This window comes from Bradyrhizobium sp. Crot121, assembly GCF_059512385.1.
The window spans coordinates 62,816-76,966 of the sequence record NZ_JCAMOR010000004.1 but is presented as its reverse complement, the minus strand read 5'-3'; the positions used below and the strand labels follow the sequence as shown (position 1 = coordinate 76,966).

Sequence of the window (14,151 nt, the reverse complement as noted above, 5' to 3'; positions counted from 1 at the left end):
TTAATCCGGAAACGCCGCCAAGACACCATCTTGAAACGGCGCGAATCAGGTGCAGCGCGATCCGCACAAGGGCGCACCGGTTTTCTTCGCGCCAACCGCAAACCATTGGCGCGAAGATCGGGCTCCGGCGATGGCGAAAATGCAATGAAATCAGGATTTAACCAGTCGCGCGGCGTAGAATCCGTCCAATCCGCCGAGCCTCGCATCGGCATGGGGCAGATGGCAGGGCAGTGTGCGCAAGTCGCCGTCGGCGGTCACGAGCTCGGAGAGGCCGGCGACCTCGCTTGGGGTGATCGGCGCGCGGCGCAGCCCTGATTCGCTGCCCAGGAGCGCCGCAATGGGTTGCTCGCCCTCCTCCGGCTCCAGCGAACAGGTGCAATAGACCAGTGTTCCGCCTGACTTGAGCAGCGTGACCGCCTTTTGCAGCAGCCGTTTCTGCAGGGCGGCCAGCGTCGCGATCTCGGCCTCCTGCCGCAGCCAGGCCACATCGGGGTGGCGGCGGATGGTGCCGGTCGAGGTGCAGGGCGCGTCGAGCAGGATGCCGTCGAAGCCATCACCACCGCCCGGCCACTCGACGGCGTCGGCGACGATGCATTCCGCCGAAAGCGAAAGTCGCGCAAGGTTGTCGCGCAGCCGTGCCATCCGCGCCGGCGAGCGATCGACGGCAGTCACCTGTGCGCCGGCATAGGCGAGCTGCGCCGTCTTGCCGCCGGGCGCGGCGCAGAGATCGGCGATTCGCTTGCCTTTGATGTCGCCGAACAGCCGCGCCGGAAGTGCCGCGGCGGCGTCCTGCACCCACCATTGCCCTTCCGGAAAGCCCGGCAGCATGGTCACCGAGCCGTGCAACAGCGTGCGCACGGTTCCCGTCGGCAGCATCTCGCCGTGCAGCCGGCTCGCCCATTGCGCGGGGTCGGATTTCACCGTGAGGTCGAGCGAGGGCTCATTGGCGATGGCAAGCGCCATTTCGCGCGCGGTGGCTTCGCCGTAATGGGCGGCCCAACGCGCAAACAACCAGTGCGGGAGATCCAGCGTCTGGGTCCTGACCTCGTCGACCAGCGCATGGCCCTCGCGGGCGCAGCGGCGCAGCACGGCATTGACGAGGCCTGCATATTTGGCGGCACGCCGGTCCGATTGCACGAGTCGCACCGACAGATCGACCGCGGCATGATCGGGTACGTCCATCCAGAGGATCTGCGCGGCGCCGATCAAAAGCGCGCTCTGCGCACGCGGCGCATCGGTCGGGATGCCGCGGTCGAGCAGGCGCGACAGCAGATGGCCGAGGGTTCCGAGCCGGCGCAGGATCGTCGACACCAATCGGCGCATCAGCGCGCGGTCGCGATCGGCAAGCGTCTTGAGGCCGGGATGGGCGCCAGTGCCATCGAGCTGGTCATCGAGCGTGCGATGCTTGTGCAGAACGCCGTCCAGAATGTCGGCTGCGATCCGTCGCGCCGCAAGGCCGGGCACTTCGATCGACGCTGCAAATCTTGAAGGGGGCATGGAGCGGAAATATCTCAGTCAGGGAAAGCGGATAGCGCCTCGGCTCATGCCATCATGGGGAAGAGACCACAGCTCTGGCATGCGAATAAGCCAAATCTAAGAATCGGTCTTCCGATTTCTTGATCGTGATGCCAAAGGTTTGTGGTCATCCGCGATATAAAAATCCGTTGCAGGAAAGTTGCAGGAAAATCGTAGCATGGCCGACAATGGATCACCGCCGGAACGCAAGCCGCTGACGCCAGCCGCGCAGCGCGCGCTTGCCGAAGCCGAAGCGCGACGGAAGGCCGCGGCGGCAAACGCAACGCCGATGCAGAAGGAGGTTCAGGGACCAAAGGGACCGGAACCGACACGCTACGGCGATTGGGAGAGCAAGGGCATCGCGTCGGATTTCTGACGCAGGCGTCTCTTCTCACCTCACCGGGCTCGATCTTGTTTGGGCATGATCTTCCTACGCAAACGCTTCGCGTTTGTCGCGAGGGAAAACCGGTTTCCACTTTTCCGGATCATGCTCTAGCGTGGGGCGATGCCTCCCGATGAGCGAATCAATCCATATCGGCGATCATTTCGCCGCGCTCCATTTGGCCGTCGGTTCTCGGCTGCTTTGCCATGGGTGTTCGTGATCGGTATTGCGCTCGGCACCATGCTTCCAATCCGGCAATGGGTGCCTTGGCAGCTTCCGCATTGGGGCAGTAGCCGCGTGCAGGATGCCGATGCGATCTGGCAGCGCGGCGGCACTCCAGATGTCCGCCGCACTGTCGACGTCATCAGGACGATCGACGGCGACACGTTCGAGGCGCGCGTGCATCTGGAGCAGGGACGCGATCTCATGACCCATGTCCGCTTGCGCGGCATCGATGCGCCGGAGTTGAAGGCATCATGCCAGGAAGAATTGGAAAGGGCCGAGGCTGCGACTGATGCCTTGCGCAATCTTCTCAGCCAGGGCGGCGTCGTGATCTACAATATCGGTCCCGACAAATATCCGGGGCGCGTCGTCGCCAACGTCGCGACCAGGCGTACGGACAACGTGTCGGCGGCATTGCTCGCGGCAGGCCATGCGCGCAGCTACAATGGCGGCCATCGCTTTGGCTGGTGCGCGAGGAGCCGACGCTTCTGGGAATGAAGAAAGCCGCGCGACAGCGCAGGTCTTGTTAATTCGCGTGCTTCGATCGGTTCAGTGCGTGACGACCACGGTGGCGCCGACGGGGACGCGGGAGTAGAGGTCGGTGATGTCATCGTTCAGCATGCGGATGCAACCATAGGAGACGAAGCCGCCGACCGAGCCCGGCACGTTGGTGCCATGGATCGCATATTCGCCGCCGGCGAGCGTCATCGCCGCAACGCCCATCGGATTGCGCGGCGAGCCGCCGGGAATCACGTCGGGCATGTGGGGCTTGTCGCGCTTGACTTCGGCGGGCGGCGACCAGGCCGGATAGCGGTATTTGCCGTCGATCTGCGTGGTGCCGGCCCACTGCTTGCCGGCCTTGCCGACGCCGACCGGATAACGCATGGCGTGACCGTAATCGAGAACCAGATAGAGGCGCCGCTCGCCGGTCCTCACCACGATCGTGCCCGGAGAATAATGGTCGTCGTGCATATCGACCATTTCCGGCCGCGCTTCGGCGGCTGTCGGCATCAATGCGCCCAGCGCAAATACGCCCAGCCCAAAGGTGGCAGCCATGGCCACCGCGATCCTCATCGACATGAAACTCTCCACATCCAGCCGCCCCTTCCGGGGCCTCAGATATCGCGCCGCCGGTCAGGCTCCGGCCTGCCGTTCGCACCCGGCATTCTTGACCGTGTGTGTTAACCGGCTGTTTTCTTATGTCGCGCGGGGGGCGGTTCGCGTCGGGCGGAAGAGCGGAAAAGTTGCAAATAAAGTAAATGACCCGCAAACAACACAACCTGCGGCGGCAAACGTGCCGCTCCCGCTGCGGACGCGTGACAATCGCGTGAGGATTGGAAGATGTCGATCGCGCCTACTTGCTCGATTTTTTCTTCTTGGTCGCGGGCGACTTCTCCGGCTTCGGCTCGGCGGCACCCGGTGCCTTCTTGCAAGGGCCGGTATAATCGACCGCGACCTTGACATGCCGCGCTTCGCACTCGTTCGGATAGGTCTTGCCGTTGCAACCGCAAACCGGCCGGTGAATCCGGATGCAAAAAGCCGGGGCTTTTTCGCAGGTGCCCTTGGCATCCGCGACCCCGCACTGTCCGGCCTCCTTGCGACAGAACAGTGCCGAGTTGCAGGTGATCTTCTCCGGCCCCCCGCAGGCATCGTCGAGATTCGCCGCGCGCAAGCTCGGCATGCCGACCACGAGACCGGCCGCGGCGATCAGCGCCGCGGCGGCAAGACGACCAAAGTGCAACCCCATGAACTCCCCCCTGCCGCGGTGTTAAACCGCGGCGCCCTTCTTGTTCTGCCGGTTCTTGACGAGATCATCAACCACCGCGGGATCGGCCAGCGTCGAGGTGTCGCCGAGGCTTGACGGTTCGTCCTCGGCGATCTTGCGCAGGATGCGGCGCATGATCTTGCCGGAGCGGGTCTTGGGCAGGCCCGGCGCGAACTGGATCAAGTCGGGCGAGGCGATCGGACCGATGTCCTTGCGCACCCAGGCAACCAGCTCCTTGCGCAACTCCTCGCTCGGCTCGGTGCCCGCCATCAGCGTGACATAGGCGTAGATGCCCTGGCCCTTGATGTCATGGGGATAGCCGACCACGGCGGCTTCCGACACCGCCGCATGCGCCACCAGCGAGCTCTCGACCTCGGCGGTGCCCATGCGGTGGCCGGAGACGTTGATGACGTCGTCGACGCGGCCGGTGATCCAGTAAAAGCCGTCGGCGTCGCGCCGGCAGCCGTCGCCGGTGAAATACTTGCCCTTGTAGGTCGAGAAATAGGTCTGCTCGAAACGGGCGTGGTCGCCATAGACGGTGCGCATCTGGCCGGGCCAGGAACGGATCAGGCACAGATTGCCGGTCGCCTCCCCCTCCAGCACCTTGCCCTCGGCATCGACGATCTCAGGCACCACGCCGAAGAATGGCCGCGTCGCCGAGCCCGGCTTGAGCTTGGTGGCGCCGGGCAGCGGGGTGATCAGGATGCCGCCGGTCTCGGTCTGCCACCAGGTGTCCACGATCGGGCAGCGGCTGTCGCCGACCACGCGGTAATACCATTCCCAGGCTTCCGGATTGATCGGCTCGCCGACCGAGCCGAGCAGCTTCAGGCTCTTGCGCGACGTCTTCTTGACGGGCTCGTCGCCACCCTGCATCAGCGCGCGGATCGCGGTCGGCGCGGTGTAGAAGATGTTGACCTTGTGCTTGTCGATGACGTTCCAGAAGCGGGAATTGTCGGGATAGTTCGGTACGCCCTCGAACATCAGCGTGGTCGCGCCGTTGGCGAGCGGACCGTAGAGGATGTATGTGTGGCCGGTGACCCAGCCGACGTCGGCGGTGCACCAGTAGATGTCGCCATCGTGATAGTCGAACACATATTGATGCGTCATCGACGCGAACACGAGATAGCCGCCGGAGGTGTGCAGCACACCCTTGGGCTGGCCGGTCGAGCCTGACGTATAGAGGATGAACAGCGGATCTTCCGCGTGCATCGGCTCGCACGGGCAGTCCGTCGTCACCATCTCGGCCGCCTCGTGGTACCAGAAGTCGCGGGTCGGATTCATGTCGACGGGAGCGCCGGTGTGCTTGACCACGACGACCCAGTCGACGCCCTCGGTCTTGGCCAGCGCCGCGTCCACATTGGCCTTCAGCGGCACCTTCCTGCCGCCGCGCAATCCCTCGTCGGCGGTGATGACGATCTTGGATTTGCAGTCGCTGATGCGCTGGGCGAGGCTGTCGGGCGAGAAGCCCGCGAACACCACCGAATGAATCGCGCCGATCCGCGCACAGGCCAGCATCGCATAGGCGGCCTCGGGGATCATCGGCAAATAGATGGTGACGCGGTCGCCCTTGCTGACGTTGCGGTTGCGCAAGATGTTGGCCATCCGGCAGACTTCGTCGTGCAGCTCGCGATAGGTGATGTGCTTCGACTTCGAGGGGTCGTCGCCCTCCCAGATGATCGCGGTCTGGTCGCCGCGGGTTTCGAGATGGCGGTCGATGCAGTTCCAGGCGACGTTGAGCACGCCGTCCTCGAACCATTTGATCGAGATGTTGCCGGGCGCGAAGGAGACGTTCTCGACCTTGGAGTACGGCTTGATCCAGCCGATGCGCTTGCCGTGCTCGGCCCAGAAGCCGTTGGGGTCGGAAACCGAGCGCGCATACATCTCCTGGTATTTGGCGTCGTCGATATAGGCGCGTTTGGCCCAATCGGCTGAGACGTCATAAATCTTCTCGGACATCACATTCCCTCCACTCGACATCCGGCCCGCGTGATCCCGGTGTTGCGGGCCATCTTCATGGTTACGGTGATTATGCGTCGCCGGACAATACCCGGACAAGCGCTGGTGTCTTGGACCTTGGTCGGCTTCTCGTGCCGGAGCCTTGCTTCCAGTTGGGGGGATTGATCAAAATCGCGTTTTGAGCGAGGTCAAAATCAACGTTATCGCGCGAATGGCGGCCATGAACGGTATTTAGGAACCGTTAATGACTGATTCGCGACTCGCAAAAGCCGGAGTAACCCCCTAAATGGCGTTCCCGAGGCCAACAGCCTCCGGAACCAAGCCATAAAAATCGGCATTACCGAAAACCAGTGGAGCCAAGGCGTCAACGGTCATGATGGATCAGCAGAATTTTGTGGCTACGCGGCCCGTTTCCGCCGATCCGACGCTGCCGCTGGCGAAAGCACTGGGCCAATGGCCGACCAAGCTGCCCACTCCCAAGCAGAAGATCACCGTCAAGGGCTCGGTGAAGGAACTGGCTGCGGAACTTGGCCTCAAGCTCGGCGACCAGGCTCTGCTCACCATCCGCCGTGTCAAGCGCGGCAAGAACTATTCATTTGTTCGCGCCAACGGTTCGCACATCCGCGACGCCCGGACCATCCGCCGCCTCCATGCGATGGCGGTACCGCCCGCCTATCGCGAGGTGCGCTACTCCCACGATCCGAGTTCGCATCTGCAGGCGATCGGCCGCGATGCCGCGGGACGGCTGCAATACCGCTATCACGCCGACTGGGAGAAGGTCCGCGAGCACCGCAAGGCGCATCGGCTGGCAAAGCTGGTGGGGGCGCTGCCGAAGATCCGGCGGAACGTCTCGAAATATCTGTCCGGCGATGAGCCGACGCGCGAATTTGCGCTGTCTGCGGTGATCGAATTGATTGCGCGCACGGCGATACGCCCCGGCAATGAATCCTATGCGCGGCTCAACGGCACCCGCGGCGCCACCACGCTCTTGAAGTCGAACGTCACGCTCGAGGACGACTGCGTGGTCCTGACCTTCAAGGCCAAGGGCGGCAAGGCCGTGCGCAAGGAATGCGACGCGGCCAAGCTGGTGCGCGCGATCGGCATCCTGCGGAGCGTGCCGGGCAAGCGCATGTTCCAGTATCGCGACAGGTCCGGCACCGTCCGTGCGGCGTCGACCACGGCGGTGAATGCGTTCCTGCGCGAGATCGCCGGTATCAAGATTTCGCTGAAGGATTTTCGCACGCTGATGGCCTCCGCCGTCGTGCTGGAATCGCTGTCGCGGATCACGCCGGCCTCGAGCGCCCGCGGCCGCAAGAAGCAGGTGCTGGAAGCGGTGCGCGCGGCGGCCGATGAACTCTCCAATACGCCCGCGATCTGCCGCAAGAGCTATGTCCACGACACCATCGTCACCGCCTTCGAGGACGGCATCCTGGAGCGTTTCGCCGCGACCATGAAAGGCTATCGAACGCAAGCCAAGCGCGAGCAGCTATTGGCGCAGGTGGTGACCGCAGCGGCGGTTTGACGACATTCGTCATGCGCGGGCTTGACCCGCGCATCCATCAAGAAAAAGTCTTTGAAAGATGGATTGCCGAGTCAAGCCCGGCAATGACGAGGCTTACAGCCCGCCCATCTTGCAGACGATCTTCCACTCGTCCGCGGTCACGGGCTGCACCGACAGGCGCGAATATTTGACCAGCGCCATATCGGCGAGCTTGTCCTCGGCCTTGATCGCTCCGATCGTCACCGGCGTCTTCAAGGGCTTGTCGGCCTTGATGTCGACGCAGACGAATTTGCCGGTCTTGTCGGTCGGGTCGGGATAGGCCTCCTTGATGATCTCGGCGATGCCGACGATCTCCTTGCCCTCGTTGGAGTGATAGAAGAAAGCCTTGTCGCCCTTCTTCATGTTCACGAGATTCTGGCGCGCGGTGAAGTTGCGCACGCCGGTCCAGGCCTCACCCTTGGCGCCCTTCGCCACCTGCTGGTCCCAGGACCAGGTCGACGGTTCGGATTTCACCAGCCAGTACGCCATCATCATCCCTCCGCCTTGAACGGCCGCGTCAACAGGCCCTCGATCGCAGCATCGATCGTCAATTGCCTGGTAAGGATCGCTGCGACCGCATTTGATACCGGCATCTCGATATTTTGCGAAGCCGCAAGCTCGATCAGCACCGGTGCAGTGAACATGCCTTCGGCAAGCTTGCCGGCTGGCGGCTCTTCCCCGCGGCCGAGCGCAATGCCAAGCGCGAAATTGCGCGACTGCGGGCTGGAGCAGGTCAGGATCAGGTCCCCGAGGCCGGACAGTCCCACCAAGGTTTCGGCGCGTGCGCCGCACGCACGTCCGAGCCGCGCCAGTTCGCTGAAGCCGCGCGTGGTCAGTGCGGCAAGCGCTGACGCGCCGAGCTCGCGGCCAGCCACGATGCCGGCCGCGATCGCCAGCACGTTCTTGGCGGCACCGCCGATCTCGACACCGCGCACATCGGTCGTGTGATAGGGCCGGAAGGTCGGCGACCCCAGCGCCTGCACCAGCGCGCTCGCCAGGGATTCATCTCTCGTCGCCAGCGTCACCGCTGTTGGAAGCCCGCGCGCGACATCGTCGGCGAAGCTTGGTCCCGACAATATCGCCGGCGTCGCATCGGGTGCGGCCTCCGCAATCACGTCGGTCATGAACTTGTGGGTGCCGCGCTCGATGCCCTTGGCGCAGGCGATGACGGGCGTCGCCTCTGCAAGTCGGGGCGCCAGATGCATGACAGCCGCACGCAAATGCTGCGCGGGGGTTACGACGAGGAGGAGATCGGTGCGGGCAGCCGCTGCAATGTCGGCGGTGACCTTGACGCTGGAGTCGAGAGGCACGCCGGGAAGTCTTGGATTGGTGCGCCTCGCCTGGATCTGCGCAGCGTGCGCCGCGTCGCGCGCATAGAGCACGACATCGCGACCGGCCCGCGCCGCGACGGCCGCGAGCGCCGTGCCCCACGCGCCCGCGCCGATCACTCCAACGGATTGATGCGCCGGCATCAGGCAGACTCATCTGAACTCCCTCTCCCCGCTCTTGCGGGGAGAGGGTTGGGGTGAGGGGCTGCTCTCCGCGAATCCGCAAAGTGAGGTGTGCGCGGAGGCTCCCCCTCACCCGGATTTGCGCTACGCGCAAATCCGACCTCTCCCCGCAAGCGGGGCGAGGTGGCACGGCGTCTGCGGCGTGATCCTTCAAACATCTCAGAATCCCGCGCGGGTGTTGGCGTAGCCCGCGGGCGCCTTGGCGTTGGCGTCGAGCAGCCAGCGCGCGCGCGGCGGCGCGTCCATTGTGTCGGTGAGGCCGAGCGCCATCCGCTCGGCGCCGGCCCAGGCGATCATCGCGCCATTGTCGGTGCAGAGTGCGGGCGGCGGAATGATCAGCGTCGTCTGCGCCTTGGCGGCGACATCCTGCAGCGCGCCGCGGATCGCGTGATTGGCGGCGACGCCGCCGGCCGCGACGAGCGCGCGGGGCGGACCGAATTGCTCCTGGAACAATCTCAAACCGACGCTCAACCGGTCCGCGGTCGATTCCAGCACCGCGGCCTGAAAACCGGCGCAGAGGTCGCTGACATCCTGCGGCTCCAGCGGCGCCAATCGGCTCGCCTCGTTGCGCACGGCGGTCTTCAGGCCCGACAGCGAGAAATTGGCGTCGGGACGGCCGAGCATTGGCCGCGGAAATGCAAAGCGCGTGGCGTCACCGCCCTCTGCCGCGCGTTCCACCTCCGGCCCGCCCGGATAGGGCAGCGACAGCATCTTTGCGATCTTGTCGAAGGCCTCGCCCATGGCGTCATCGACGGTGGTGCCGAGCCGCACATACTGGCCGACGCCGACCACGGCGACGATCTGGGTGTGGCCGCCGGAGGCCAGGAACAGGCAATAAGGAAACGCCAATGCACAGGTGAGCCGCGGCGTCAGCGCATGCGCTTCCAGATGGTTCACCGCGATCAGCGGCGTGTCGTGCACCATCGCGATCGCCTTTGCCGTGGTGAGGCCGACGATGACGCCGCCGATCAGGCCAGGACCCGCGGCAGCAGCGACGGCGGACAATTGCGCATAGCCGACATCAGCGTCTTTCATGGCGCGATCGATGATACCGTCGAGCAGGTCGACATGGGCGCGCGCGGCGATCTCCGGCACCACGCCGCCGAAGCGCGCATGCTCTTCTGTCTGCGAGCGCACGATGTTGGACAGAATCCGTCCGCTGCCGTCGCTCTGGCGCTCGACCACAGCGGCTGCGGTTTCATCGCAGGTGGTCTCTATACCCAACACCAGCATCGGCGTGTCGTTACCCAAGTTCGGTCCTTGTGCTATTTCGCGTGCTATCTTCCGTTCCGTCACTCGGTAGCATTGTGAGGTCACAGCGTGCAATCGTCGGTTCTGCCCCAAATGTCGCTCCCGAAAGCCTGAAGATGGCCGTTCTTGTCACGCGCCCGCAAGGAGATGGTGAGGCCACTGCCGATAGTCTGCGCAGCCTGGGTTTTGAGGTATTGCTCGCACCGGTGCTGCGGTTCGAGGTGCTGCCGTTCCAGGAAGACGATGCCGCGGACTATGACGCTGTCATCGTCACCAGCGCCAACGCGCTGCGCGCCGCTGCGCCCCAGCTCGCCGGCCATGCGCTGCTTCGCCTGCCGCTGTTTGCGGTCGGCGAGCATACCGCTGCCGCGGCCCGCGAGGCTGGATTTGGCGAAGTGGCAAGCGCCGACGGCGATGCCACCGCACTCTACGAGCTCGTGCGGGCGCACAGGAAAGCGAAGAAACTGAAAAAGGCGGCAACCTTGCTTTATCTCGCGGGTGCCGATCTTTCGCGCGATCTCGCCGGCGAGCTGGGCGATGCCGGCTTTACGGTCATAACCCGCACGACATACCGGATGAGCCCGGTGGCGGGACTGCCGCGTCCGGTGTGTGACGCTTTCATGGCTGGTGGTATCGAGGCCGTGCTGCATTATTCCCGCCGCAGCGCGCGGGCGTTTCTCGATGCGGCGCGGGCCGAAGGCCTCGAAATATCGGCCCTGGCGCTGCCGCATTGCTGCATTTCGCCTGCTGTTGCCGCCGTCCTGCGCGAGGCCGGAGCCACCCAGGTCGTCACCGCCGCCTCGCCGGACGAAAATGCCCTGTTCGAAGCCCTGACGCGTGCTTTGCGGCCCTGATTGGCTTAAGAGAACGGTCCGATTCTGGTAAGTCTTATTCTGGTAAAGTCTTGTTCTGGTAAAGTCTTGGCTTTCCCGGTTTCGGCGTATCAACAGTCAAGGGAACCGCTGCATGGTCGATGAGAGGCCTGAAGACACCGAATCGGCGGCGGATTCCTCCGCCCGGTCGCGGCGCGCGCCGCCAACCATCGATCTCAAGGCGACCGAGGTGTCGAGCGAACCGCCCAAGACGGATTCCGTGAACATGGATAGCGCTCAGGCGGATAGCGAAAATGTGAGCGGTGAAGCGGCCGCCGCCGAGGCGGCGCCGCAACCCGAGCCTGCGATGGAGACGGCTGCAGCCGCGCCGGATCCGGAACCCTCCTCCGCCGAACCTCCGCCTCGGCCGATCTCGCCCTGGGTGATTGCGCCTGTTTCGGGCGCTGTCGCTGCCGCGCTGGTGATCGGCGTCGGCTGGTTGCTCGGCTGGCCCGCGGTACAACCGGCGCAGCCGCCTGTGCCGCAGCTTAGCGCCGGCGCTATCGACGAGCTTACGGGGCGCGTCGCAGGCGTCGAAGCGAAGATCGGCAGGCAGGCTTCAAGCGATCAGGCGCTGGCCGCGCGGATCGACGGGCTGGAGAAATCCGCGAATGCGCTGCGCGGCGAACTTGCGGCATCACGCGCGCAATCGGACAAGCTGGCCACGGCGATCGATCAGGTGAAATCGATGCCACGCGATGGGTCCGCCTCCACGCCGGATCTGTCAGCAGTCAACGATCGGATTTCAAGAATCGAGAGCGCGGTACGGAAGCAAACGGCTGAGCTCGCCCAGCAAGGCAACAAGATCGCGGCAGTGGGCGCAGCCGATGCAAAGCTCGCTGACGATCTGCCGCTGCGCCGCGTGGTTGCCGCATCGCTGCTCGATGTCGCGGTCCGCCACGGCGATGCCTATGCAGCGCCGCTCGAGGCCGCCAGGCAGTTTGCGGAAAATCCTGACGTGCTCAAGCCGCTCGATACGTTCGCAGCCAGCGGCGTGCCGAGCGCCGGCGCGCTCTGCCGCGAGCTGCTCGAGATCGTCCCAAGGCTTGCGCCGCCCCCGCCGTCGGCCGCGGCCACCACCGGCACCGGCATCGTCGATCGCCTGCAGGCCGGCGCGGCCAAGCTCGTGCGCATCGAGCGCACCGATGCGACGGGTACCGATCGCGGCAGCGTGGTTGCGCGCATCACCCAGGCCGCACTGCGCAACGATCTCGGCGAGGCGCAGCGCGAACTGAAGACGCTGGCGCCCGCCGATCGCACGGCGGCGCAAGCGTGGCTCGAAAAAGTCGAAGCGCGCGCCGCAGCGCTGGCGGCCTCGCGAACATTTGCCGACAACGCCATGGCTGGGCTCGCGAAGGCCGGACAGTAGGTTCTCCATGATCCGGATCATTCTGTTTCTCGTATTGATCGCGCTTGCCGCGGCCGGCGCGGCCTGGGTCGCCGACCAGCCCGGCGATGTCGTGCTGTCCTGGGGCGGCGGGCGCGCGGTGACCACGCTGCCCGTGTTCGCGCTGGGGCTCGGCATCGTCGCGGTCGTGGCCGTCATCGTCTGGTCGGTCCTGTCCTGGCTGTGGCGGGTGCCGGCCCGCATCCGGCGCGGCCGGCGCGAGCGCCGTCATGCCCGTGGCCGTCATGCGATCACTCAAGGGCTGCTCGCGATCGGCCATGGCGATTCGACGGCGGCGCGGCACCATGCGGAAACCGCGCGGCGTCACGCCGGCAGCGATCCGTTGACGCTTCTCCTCCATGCGCAATCGGCGCAGCTCGATGGCGATCGCGAGGGGGCGCAGCGCGCATTCCGCGCAATGGCCGAGCGCGAGGATACGCGGCTGCTCGGCTTGCGCGGCCTGTTCATCGAGGCGCAGCGTTCGGACGATGCGGTCGCCGCCGTCATGATCGCGGAAGAGGCGCTGAAGGTTTCGCCGTCCTCGCCATGGGCCTCGCAGGCCGTGCTCGGCTTCTGCTGCGCCAAGGGCGACTGGGCCGGCGCGCTTTCGATCCTCGACAACAACCAGAGCTCCGGCCTCATCGACAAGGCGACCTATCGGCGGCAGCGCGGCGTGCTGCTCACCGCACGCGCGCTGGAGTTCGAGACCGTCGACCGCGATTTGTCGCGCGAGAGCGTGATGGAGGCGATCAAGCTCGCGCCGACGCTGATCCCGGCCGCGGCGCTTGCCGCCAAATATGAGAGCGAGGCGCATCAGGTTCGGCGCGCGATGAAGATCGTCGAGACCGCGTGGCTGTCGCAGCCGCATCCCGAGCTCGCCGATGCCTATGCGCATGTGAAGCTCGGGGACTCCGCGCGGCAGCGGCTGGTGCGGGTCGAGACGCTGGCGGCGAAGACGCCTGATAATATCGAGGGCGCGCTCGCGATCGCGCGCGCGGCGATCGACGCCGCCGAATTCGCCAAGGCACGCGAGGCGCTGACGCCGTTCATCGCCGCACCGACCCAGCGCGTGGCGCTGTTGATGGCCGAGATCGAGCGCACCGAGCATGGCGACAGCGGCCGGGCCCGCGCCTGGACCTTGCGCGCGGTGCGCGCGCTGCACGATCCAGCCTGGACCGCGGACGGCTATGTCAGCGACCGCTGGCGGCCGGTCTCGCCGGTCACCGGCCGGCTCGATGCCTTCCAGTGGCAGGCCCCGGTCGCCGCGCTCCCGTCCGACAAGGGCCCGGCGATCGAATCCTCGCCGTTCGAGGAAGCGATGCTGGCCTCGAAGCGGATCGAGCTGCCGAAGGAAGCCCCGCCCGCGAAACCGCTCGAGCGAGTGGCCGAAAAGCCGGTCGACATCATAAAACCGGTTGAAGCAGCGCCGCCCGCCCCACAGGACAACACGCCGCCGGCCGCATCCCCGGCCCCGGTGGAACCAGCGCCCGCCGCCCCGTCGGTGACGGCATCCGCCCCGCCAGCTCCACAGCCGGCTCCAGCCGAAGCGGTCGCGCCATTGTTCCGCGACCGCCAGGACATCCCCAAAACGCCGCCGGCGCCGATTCCGGCCGTGATTCCCATCGTCCGCGCCCCCGACGACCCCGGGATCGAGGAAGACGGCACCCGCGACGAATTTTCCGAGCAGATCGGGCCGCCAAAGGCCCAGGCCGGCGGCTGGCGCGGATTTCTGTCCCGCTGGGGGAGCTGA

At 65.6% G+C, this 14,151-nt stretch carries 13 protein-coding genes; 6 read left to right on the top strand and 7 right to left on the bottom strand.

The features are described from left to right. Nucleotides 1-150: 150 nt before the first annotated feature. Nucleotides 151-1,497: an RsmB/NOP family class I SAM-dependent RNA methyltransferase gene (locus AC5ZGW_RS06385; RefSeq protein WP_130226292.1), complete on the bottom strand. Its 1,347-nt coding sequence runs from the start codon at nucleotides 1,495-1,497 to the stop codon at nucleotides 151-153. Between the two features lie 196 nt (nucleotides 1,498-1,693). Here AC5ZGW_RS06385 and AC5ZGW_RS06380 point away from each other — a divergent pair, with 196 nt between their 5' ends. Together AC5ZGW_RS06380 and AC5ZGW_RS06375 are read left to right on the top strand one after the other, a co-directional pair. After that, nucleotides 1,694-1,891: a DUF1674 domain-containing protein gene (locus AC5ZGW_RS06380; protein WP_028165213.1), complete on the top strand. Its 198-nt coding sequence runs from the start codon at nucleotides 1,694-1,696 to the stop codon at nucleotides 1,889-1,891. A 216-nt stretch (nucleotides 1,892-2,107) separates the two neighbouring features. Next, the gene (locus tag AC5ZGW_RS06375) at nucleotides 2,108-2,617 is read left to right on the top strand and encodes a thermonuclease family protein (protein WP_035690561.1); all 510 of its coding nucleotides are present in this window, start codon (nucleotides 2,108-2,110) and stop codon (nucleotides 2,615-2,617) included. A 51-nt stretch (nucleotides 2,618-2,668) separates the two neighbouring features. Here the strand turns inward: AC5ZGW_RS06375 and AC5ZGW_RS06370 are convergent, their stop codons facing one another. The 3 genes from AC5ZGW_RS06370 to acs all read right to left on the bottom strand — a co-directional run bounded on the left by AC5ZGW_RS06370 (nucleotide 2,669) and on the right by acs (nucleotide 5,840). Further along, nucleotides 2,669-3,199: a L,D-transpeptidase gene (locus AC5ZGW_RS06370; protein ID WP_028165211.1), complete on the bottom strand. Its 531-nt coding sequence runs from the start codon at nucleotides 3,197-3,199 to the stop codon at nucleotides 2,669-2,671. A 274-nt stretch (nucleotides 3,200-3,473) separates the two neighbouring features. Next, nucleotides 3,474-3,866, bottom strand: coding sequence for a Kazal-type serine protease inhibitor family protein (locus AC5ZGW_RS06365; RefSeq protein ID WP_130226291.1), 393 nt, complete (start codon nucleotides 3,864-3,866; stop codon nucleotides 3,474-3,476). Between the two features lie 21 nt (nucleotides 3,867-3,887). After that, a complete protein-coding gene (gene acs / locus AC5ZGW_RS06360; RefSeq protein ID WP_165435248.1) occupies nucleotides 3,888-5,840 on the bottom strand; it encodes an acetate--CoA ligase in 1,953 nt (650 codons plus the stop codon). A 373-nt stretch (nucleotides 5,841-6,213) separates the two neighbouring features. Here acs and AC5ZGW_RS06355 point away from each other — a divergent pair, with 373 nt between their 5' ends. Next, on the top strand, nucleotides 6,214-7,362 hold the full coding sequence (locus AC5ZGW_RS06355) for a DNA topoisomerase IB (protein WP_130226289.1): 1,149 nt from the start codon (nucleotides 6,214-6,216) through the stop codon (nucleotides 7,360-7,362). 93 nt (nucleotides 7,363-7,455) lie between these two features. Here AC5ZGW_RS06355 and AC5ZGW_RS06350 read toward each other — a convergent pair whose 3' ends face one another. The 3 genes from AC5ZGW_RS06350 to tsaD all read right to left on the bottom strand — a co-directional run bounded on the left by AC5ZGW_RS06350 (nucleotide 7,456) and on the right by tsaD (nucleotide 10,124). Further along, nucleotides 7,456-7,869, bottom strand: a complete 414-nt coding sequence (locus AC5ZGW_RS06350) for an EVE domain-containing protein (RefSeq protein WP_130226288.1) — start codon at nucleotides 7,867-7,869, stop codon at nucleotides 7,456-7,458. Nucleotides 7,870-7,871: 2 nt separating this feature from the next. Continuing rightward, on the bottom strand, nucleotides 7,872-8,852 hold the full coding sequence (locus tag AC5ZGW_RS06345) for an NAD(P)H-dependent glycerol-3-phosphate dehydrogenase (RefSeq protein ID WP_463327388.1): 981 nt from the start codon (nucleotides 8,850-8,852) through the stop codon (nucleotides 7,872-7,874). 198 nt (nucleotides 8,853-9,050) lie between these two features. After that, a complete protein-coding gene (gene tsaD / locus AC5ZGW_RS06340; protein WP_130231333.1) occupies nucleotides 9,051-10,124 on the bottom strand; it encodes a tRNA (adenosine(37)-N6)-threonylcarbamoyltransferase complex transferase subunit TsaD in 1,074 nt (357 codons plus the stop codon). A gap of 134 nt (nucleotides 10,125-10,258) precedes the next feature. Here tsaD and AC5ZGW_RS06335 point away from each other — a divergent pair, with 134 nt between their 5' ends. From AC5ZGW_RS06335 to AC5ZGW_RS06325, 3 genes are all read left to right on the top strand, one after another. Continuing rightward, a complete protein-coding gene (locus AC5ZGW_RS06335) occupies nucleotides 10,259-10,996 on the top strand; it encodes a uroporphyrinogen-III synthase (protein ID WP_130231325.1) in 738 nt (245 codons plus the stop codon). A gap of 112 nt (nucleotides 10,997-11,108) precedes the next feature. Further along, complete coding sequence (locus AC5ZGW_RS06330) at nucleotides 11,109-12,383, top strand: COG4223 family protein (RefSeq protein ID WP_130231327.1); 1,275 nt, start codon at nucleotides 11,109-11,111, stop codon at nucleotides 12,381-12,383. Between the two features lie 7 nt (nucleotides 12,384-12,390). Beyond that, nucleotides 12,391-14,151, top strand: a complete 1,761-nt coding sequence (locus AC5ZGW_RS06325) for a heme biosynthesis protein HemY (RefSeq protein WP_130231329.1) — start codon at nucleotides 12,391-12,393, stop codon at nucleotides 14,149-14,151.

Coding starts and splice junctions, on each gene's coding strand:
- AC5ZGW_RS06335 (WP_130231325.1), top strand. CDS start 10,259: ATGGCCGTTCTTGTCACGCGCCCGCAAGGAGATGGTGAGGCCACTGCC.
- AC5ZGW_RS06380 (WP_028165213.1), top strand. CDS start 1,694: ATGGCCGACAATGGATCACCGCCGGAACGCAAGCCGCTGACGCCAGCC.
- AC5ZGW_RS06345 (WP_463327388.1), bottom strand. CDS start 8,852: ATGCCGGCGCATCAATCCGTTGGAGTGATCGGCGCGGGCGCGTGGGGC.
- tsaD (WP_130231333.1), bottom strand. CDS start 10,124: ATGCTGGTGTTGGGTATAGAGACCACCTGCGATGAAACCGCAGCCGCT.
- AC5ZGW_RS06350 (WP_130226288.1), bottom strand. CDS start 7,869: ATGGCGTACTGGCTGGTGAAATCCGAACCGTCGACCTGGTCCTGGGAC.
- AC5ZGW_RS06370 (WP_028165211.1), bottom strand. CDS start 3,199: ATGTCGATGAGGATCGCGGTGGCCATGGCTGCCACCTTTGGGCTGGGC.
- AC5ZGW_RS06325 (WP_130231329.1), top strand. CDS start 12,391: ATGATCCGGATCATTCTGTTTCTCGTATTGATCGCGCTTGCCGCGGCC.
- acs (WP_165435248.1), bottom strand. CDS start 5,840: ATGTCCGAGAAGATTTATGACGTCTCAGCCGATTGGGCCAAACGCGCC.
- AC5ZGW_RS06365 (WP_130226291.1), bottom strand. CDS start 3,866: ATGGGGTTGCACTTTGGTCGTCTTGCCGCCGCGGCGCTGATCGCCGCG.
- AC5ZGW_RS06330 (WP_130231327.1), top strand. CDS start 11,109: ATGGTCGATGAGAGGCCTGAAGACACCGAATCGGCGGCGGATTCCTCC.
- AC5ZGW_RS06355 (WP_130226289.1), top strand. CDS start 6,214: ATGATGGATCAGCAGAATTTTGTGGCTACGCGGCCCGTTTCCGCCGAT.
- AC5ZGW_RS06385 (WP_130226292.1), bottom strand. CDS start 1,497: ATGCCCCCTTCAAGATTTGCAGCGTCGATCGAAGTGCCCGGCCTTGCG.